Annotated in this window: 6 protein-coding genes; 1 reads left to right on the plus strand and 5 read right to left on the minus strand. The window is 70.4% G+C overall.

Going from position 1 to position 6,051, the window contains the following annotated elements:
* The 3 genes from GUY59_RS14325 to GUY59_RS14335 all read right to left on the minus strand — a co-directional run bounded on the left by GUY59_RS14325 (position 1) and on the right by GUY59_RS14335 (position 2,985).
* Entirely contained in the window at positions 1-822 is an 822-nt protein-coding gene (locus GUY59_RS14325; RefSeq protein WP_138201099.1) for an SAM-dependent methyltransferase, read from the minus strand.
* A 130-nt stretch (positions 823-952) separates the two neighbouring features.
* Positions 953-2,116, minus strand: a complete 1,164-nt coding sequence (locus GUY59_RS14330; RefSeq protein ID WP_138201098.1) for a glycosyltransferase family 4 protein — start codon at positions 2,114-2,116, stop codon at positions 953-955.
* The gene (locus GUY59_RS14335) at positions 2,113-2,985 is read right to left on the minus strand and encodes a sulfotransferase family protein (protein WP_132337962.1); all 873 of its coding nucleotides are present in this window, start codon (positions 2,983-2,985) and stop codon (positions 2,113-2,115) included. The genes GUY59_RS14330 and GUY59_RS14335 overlap by 4 nt, the downstream gene beginning before the upstream one ends.
* A 249-nt stretch (positions 2,986-3,234) precedes the next feature.
* Between GUY59_RS14335 and GUY59_RS14340 the strand changes: the two genes are divergently transcribed.
* A complete protein-coding gene (locus GUY59_RS14340; RefSeq protein ID WP_138201097.1) occupies positions 3,235-4,572 on the plus strand; it encodes an acyltransferase family protein in 1,338 nt (445 codons plus the stop codon).
* 69 nt (positions 4,573-4,641) lie between these two features.
* On the opposite strand, the gene GUY59_RS14345 is transcribed toward GUY59_RS14340, so the two are convergent.
* Together GUY59_RS14345 and aztD are read right to left on the minus strand one after the other, a co-directional pair.
* Positions 4,642-4,899, minus strand: coding sequence for a hypothetical protein (locus GUY59_RS14345; RefSeq protein ID WP_138201096.1), 258 nt, complete (start codon positions 4,897-4,899; stop codon positions 4,642-4,644).
* Between the two features lie 119 nt (positions 4,900-5,018).
* Positions 5,019-6,051, minus strand: a 1,033-nt coding sequence (gene aztD / locus GUY59_RS14350) for a zinc metallochaperone AztD (protein WP_161714539.1), incomplete at its 5' end; no start/stop codon positions are given.

The following is a 6,051-nucleotide window of genomic DNA, read 5'->3' on the forward strand; positions in this document are numbered from 1 at the left end:
TCACCGTTTGCGGGCCACGCCGCACAGCGCGTCGACCTTCTCCAGCGGGGCGAGCGGGTCGGGGTCGGGACGCCACAGCGGCAGCGAGACCACGCCGGGCTCGACGAGCTCCATGCCGTCGAAGAACGCGGTGAACTCCTCGGGGGTGCGCAGGTTGTAGGGGACGCCGCCGCCCGAGTTGTAGTCGTCCTGGGCCTGGTCAAGGGCGTCGCCGGTGACCAGGTTGACGCCGTCCCACAAAGCGAGGTAGCTGCCGGGCGGCAGGGCGTCGACCAGCCGCCGCACGACGTCGTGGGCGCCCTCCTCGTCGGTGATGTAGCCGACGATGCCCATCAGCATCAGCGCGACGGGCCGGTCGAGGTCGAGTGTCCTCGCGGCGGCGGAGATGATCGCGGCAGGGTCGCGCAGGTCGGCGTGTACGTAGTCGGTGGCGCCCTCCGGCGTGCCGACCAGGAGGGCGCGGGCGTGCGCCAGCACCAGGGGGTCGTTGTCGACGTAGACGACGCGGCAGGACGGGTCGGCCCGCTGGGCGACCTCGTGGGTGTTGTCCACCGTGGGCAGCCCGGTGCCGATGTCGAGGAACTGGCGGACGCCTGCCTCGCTGACCAGGTGGCGCACGATGCGGGCCAGCAGGTGCCGGGACAGACGGGCGATATGCACAATATCGGGGAATGCCTGGCTGAACTGGTCGCCGGCCACGCGATCGACGTCGTAGAAATCCTTGCCGCCCAGCCAGTAGTTCCACATCCGGGCGGCGTGCGGCACGGACGTGTCGATGCCGGACACGGGCACGTGACCGGGGGGAGGGGGTTCACCTGTCATGAGGGCTGTCTCCTTCCGGAGGGCCTGCGGGGATCTCAACCTAGCGTCCCGCCTGCTCCAGAAGTAGATCATGCACAGAAACGCGGCGCCGCCGGAGAAGGCAGGCGCCGCGCGATCGTCACGTCACCGGTCAGCCGGTGGGGATCCGCTCGCCGTCGCGCAGTCGGGTGAACAGGCGCTCCCACTGCGGCATCACGACCTGCGGCGTGTACTTGTGGGCGGTCTCGGCCGCGGCCGCGCCCAGTCGCCGGCGCAGCGCCGGGTCGCTCATCACCCGCCTGAGCGCCTCCGACAGCGCCTCGATGTCGCGCGGCGGCACCAGCACGCCGTCCACGTCATGCGTCAGCACGTCACCGGGGCCGGTCGGGCAGTCGAAGGCGACGATCGGCAGGGCGTGGCCCATCGCCTCGATCATCGCCATCGGCAGGCCCTCGATCCGCGAGCTCAGCACGTAGACCGACGACCGCGCCAGCTCCTGGGGGATGCGGTCGCTGCGGCCCATCAGCCGGATCCGGTCGCCCATGTCGTACTCGTCGAGCCGCTGCTGCAGCCGGTCCTTGGACGGGCCCGTGCCGAAGATGCGCAGCCGCCACTCGGGGAACTCGGGCGCGATCGCGGCGTAGGCCTTGATGAGCATGTCGAAGCCCTTCTGGGGCACCAGCCTGCCGACGGCGATCACCACCGGGTTGGCCTGGTCGGAGTGTTCGCGACCCTCCATGTCGACCGCGTTCGGGATGCGCACGACCGGCGTGCCGGGCAGCAGCGGCCGGTATTCGTTGACGCTGGTCTCCGTCAGCACCGTCACCGCGTCGAAGCGGCCGTAGTGCTTGGCGATCTGTTCGCGTACCGCCTGGTGGTAGGAGCCCAGGTTCATGTGCTCCTGCGCGACCCGGATCACCTTGCGCGAGCCGCGGCGCGCGGAGATCAGGTTGAGCGCCGGCCGCGTCGTGACCAGGATGCCGCCCTCCAGGCCGGAGACGTAGTCGATGACCGCGCCCTCCACCCGTTCCGTGAAGTATTCGGCGGCGAACTCGCCGTACGGCACGATCTTGCCCCGGGCACGCCGCCACACCTTGCGGGCCAGCGAGTCGGAGGCGATGCCCTCACGCTGGTCCACCAGGGCCGACACCCACACCCGCTCGTCGATGGCGAACTGCGGACTGGTCCGCCGGCGTACGACGCTGACGATCTCGACGTCGTGACCCGCCTGGACCATCGCGTTGGCCTGGTTGACCACCGTCCTGATGGTGCCGCCCATGCCGTACGCGTGCAGCAGCATGTATCGGATCTTCACGGTAGGTACTCCCACGTCCGGCACATGGCGTGCAACACCTCGGGGATCTCGTCGGGTGTGGGCAGGTCGCGGCCCTTCTGCACGGTGCCCGAACGGATCTTGTCCTTCCAGTCGCCGAGCCCCTTGGTCACCACGTCGGGCGTGCCGTAGGAGAGCAGTTCGGACGTCCAGTCGATGCCGAGGAACTCGCAGATCAGGCGGCTGACCTTCTCCGGTTCGGCGGTCAGCTCCTCGTAGCGCACGGTCAGGCCGGGCAGTGCCTTCCTGGCACGCTCCACCGCCTTCATGTACCGCAACGCGTCGGCCGCCGCTTCGTCCGGCGTGCGTTTGCCGGAGCTGGCTTCGTACCAGGACGTCGCGATCGAGGCGGGGTGGCGCAGCAGGAACACGAACCGGGCGTCCGGCCAGCACGTCGCGATCCGCTCGTAGGCGAAGGCGTTGGCCGGCGTCTTGTCGACGATGTACCGCTTCCCGCTGCGTACCAGCTCGCGGTGGAGCACCCGGTCCCACAGCAGGTGCTCGATGTCGGCCCGGTTGTGCCCGAGCGCCTCCATCGCCTTCTCGGCCAGGGTCGTGCCGAAGTCCACGCTCAGCCGGCGTACGTGCAGCTCGTGGGGGGCGTGCAGGTCCGGGTGCGCGTTGAGCATCGACCGCAACAACGTCGAGCCGGACCGGACGGGGGAGATCACGAACACCGGGGCCTCGAGCAGGCGATCACGGGGATCGGACGGCGGTCTGAAGGAAGTGTCGGGCGCGGCCTTCACGGGCCGCTCGACGACCTTCCTGGCTTTCTCCGCTTTCCCTACCCGTTCGATCCGAAATCCTGCGTACTTGGCCAGCGCGCTGTTGAACGTACGCTGCCACATCATGGTGGGCGAGGTTACCCGCACTTTCTGGGGATTACCTGAAAACCATCGCGAAACTTGATCGCGGCTCATGAACAAGCCATCCCACGGCAAGAATGACCTTCTGTCACGCCAAGAACACGCGGGGCAAACCTTATGCGGAGGAAACATCACCGCTATTACCCGTGCCCATTTCCCCGTCGTTCCGCAGGCGCCCGCCGGGGTTGGGTAGATGCTTCAGCATGAAAGAGCACACGGTGCGTTGAGGACACCATGGGAGCCATCGAGCGGGCCGCAAGAGAGCTGCGGCGCAAGGCCGAGCAGACCCCCGCCCACCGCGACCGCCACGTCGACCTCCTGCGTGCCGTCGCGATCGCGGCTGTGGTGACCGGGCACTGGCTGGTGCTCTCGGTGAGCTACGACGGCGGCCTGCGCGGGGTCAACGTCCTCGACGTCGTGCCGTGGACCCGCCCGCTGACCTGGCTCTTCCAGGTCATGCCGATCTTCTTCCTGGTCGGAGGCTACGCCAACGCCGCCTCCCTCGCCGCCCACCGCCGCGACGGCGGCGGCGCCACCGGCTGGACGCTGCGCCGCACCGACCGTCTGGTGCGGCCCACCACGATGCTGCTGGCCGTGCTCACGGCCGCCGGACTGGCCGCCGGGGTCGCGGGCGTCGATCCCGCGCTGGTCGGCATGGGGGTGTGGCTGGCGGGGATCCCGCTGTGGTTCCTGGTGGCGTACCTGTCGGCGGTGGTCCTGACGCCCGTGATGCACGCGCTGCACCGCCGGTGGGGGCTCGCGGTACCGGTCGTGCTCGTCGTTCTGGTCGCGGCGGGCGACGTGGGGCGGTTCGTGCCGTGGATCCCCTACGCGGGGGCGGGCAGCTACCTGTTCGCCTGGCTGGCGGTGCACCAACTCGGCTTCGCCTGGCAGGACGGGCGCCTGCCGGCCCGCCCGGCCGTCGCACTGCCCCTCGCCCTGGGCGGGCTGGCCGCACTGGTGGGGCTCACCGTGTTCGGTCCCTATCCGGTCAGCATGGTCGGCGTGGCGGGACAGCAGATCCAGAACACCTCACCGCCCACCCTGGCGCTGCTGGCGCTGGCCACCGCGCAGGCCGGCGTCGCGCTGCTCCTGCACGGGCCGGTCAACCGGTGGCTGCAGGGGGTGCGGCAGTGGACGGCCGTCGTCGCGGTCAACTCGGTGATCATGACGTTGTTCCTGTGGCACATGACCGCCGCCGTCCTCGGCGTCCTGGCGCTCTATCCCACCGGGCTGCTGCCCCAGGCCGCTCCCGGGTCGCTTCCGTGGGTGCTGCTGCGCATCCCCTGGCTGGCCGCGCTCGCGCTCATCCTCGGCCTGCTCGTCGCGGTGTTCGGGCCCGTGGAACGGCGCAGCGGCCCCAACGTGCCCCCGGAACGCGGCGCCGCTGCTCTGACCTTCGCCGGGATGGCCGCCGTCGTGGGCGGTCTCCTCGCCGTCGCCCTGGCAGGGCCCGGTCATCACGGCCCCGCCGGCTTCCCCACGGCGGCATTGATCGGCTATTTCGCCGGGGCCGCGCTCCTGCGGATCACGAGAAGCGGGTTCCCCGGCCGCTCCGGGCCGGGCCCCTGACGTACGAGGCCGGGCCCGCGTCCCGTCCTCTGCCCGAGGAGGCGACGCGGGCCGGGTGCGGTCACGCGCTCAGGTCACGCGGGTGCCGTTCGTGCCGACGCTCATGTCGCGGTCGAACGTGCCGACGCTCATGTCGCGGTCCAATGTGCCGACGCTCATGTCGCGGTCGAACGTGCCGACGCTCAGGTCGCGGTCGAACGTGCCGACGCTCATGTCGCGGTCGAACGTGCCGACGCTCAGGTCGCGGTCGGCCATCGCGGGGGTCGCGAACAGTGCGGCGGAAAGCGCGCCGAGCGTGACGCCCGCAGCGATCCGTGTGATTTTCACCAGTCACTCCTCTCGTGAGGGGACGTGCTCCCCGTTCACGTCTTCGAGTCTCGGCGGGCCGCGCCGGCCGGACCAGGCAGTGGACCGGACATTTGCCGGACATTGCCGCCAGGGGGCGCTCATCCGGCGCCGCTGAGCTCGTTCGGGCTGCGCGGCAGGGTGGTGCTCCTGACGACCTTCCCGGACTCGAGGTCGATCGCGTGCACCTTCCTGGTCGCCGGGTCGCTGACGTACACGTTCCGGTCGCGTACGAAGATGGCCGGGCGCGGCTGCTGCCAGTCGATCGGCTCCTTCCACTCGTCGATGACCTCGATCGACCGCACGACCTTCGCCTCGGCCGGGTCGATCACGTGCACGCGGCCGTCGGTGCCGAGCACGAGGGCCTCGCCCTGGGGCCCGCGGGCCAGGGAACGGAAGGTGTAGCTCGTCCCGAGGTCCAGCAGCCGCATCGTGCCGGCGGCGGTGTCGATGAGCGAGACCTGCGTCGGCCGCTCCAACTCGGCGTCGGGGTCCTTCTTGTAGTCGCCGAGCACGACCGGGGAGACGTCGGAGCCCGCCTGGTTGCCGATGCGGCCGTACTCGTCCGGGCTGCCGACCTTGGTGAATTCGCCGTCCTTGTAGACGAGCACGCCGTCCTCGCAGCCGACCACGACGGCCTCGTCCCGCGCGGTGGCCTCCCCGTGCACGCCGGGGCAGTTCTCGCTGCGCGCGACCTCCTTACGGTTCCTGTCGAGGACGACCAGCCCCACCCGCTTCTCCTCGGTGCCGAGGGAGACGACAAGTTCGCCGTTCTCCAACTGCAGCGCCACGCCGTGGTGGGGCGCGGCCGCCGTGTGGACCTCGCCCTCCGGCAGGCCCTCGGCCAGGTCGGCCGGGTCGAAGACGGTCACCTCGCCGGAGCCGTCGGCGAACAACACGGTGACGCCGCCGTGCCTGACGACGTGGCCCGGCTTGCTGCCCTTGAACTCGTCGGCCTTCAGCGCGGGGGTGACGGCGTCGAGCACGCGGAAGCCGGTCGCGGTGGAGACCAGCACGTGCCGCTCGTCCCCGGCGGGGTTGACCCGGTTGAACCCGGCCAGCGGGATGTCCTTGGCCAGGCGCAGGCTCCGGCCGCTGTCTCTTATACAAATCTGACGCTGCAGACGAATAGCT

Origin of the sequence: Nonomuraea sp. K271 (assembly GCF_009908215.1) — a bacterium.
Classification (GTDB): Bacteria; Actinomycetota; Actinomycetes; order Streptosporangiales; family Streptosporangiaceae; genus Nonomuraea; species Nonomuraea longispora.

Bases quoted from the DNA above. Each gene is read 5' to 3' on its own strand.
- GUY59_RS14325 (WP_138201099.1), bottom strand. From the start codon at position 822: ATGACAGGTGAACCCCCTCCCCCCGGTCACGTGCCCGTGTCCGGCATC.
- GUY59_RS14335 (WP_132337962.1), bottom strand. From the start codon at position 2,985: ATGATGTGGCAGCGTACGTTCAACAGCGCGCTGGCCAAGTACGCAGGA.
- GUY59_RS14340 (WP_138201097.1), top strand. From the start codon at position 3,235: ATGGGAGCCATCGAGCGGGCCGCAAGAGAGCTGCGGCGCAAGGCCGAG.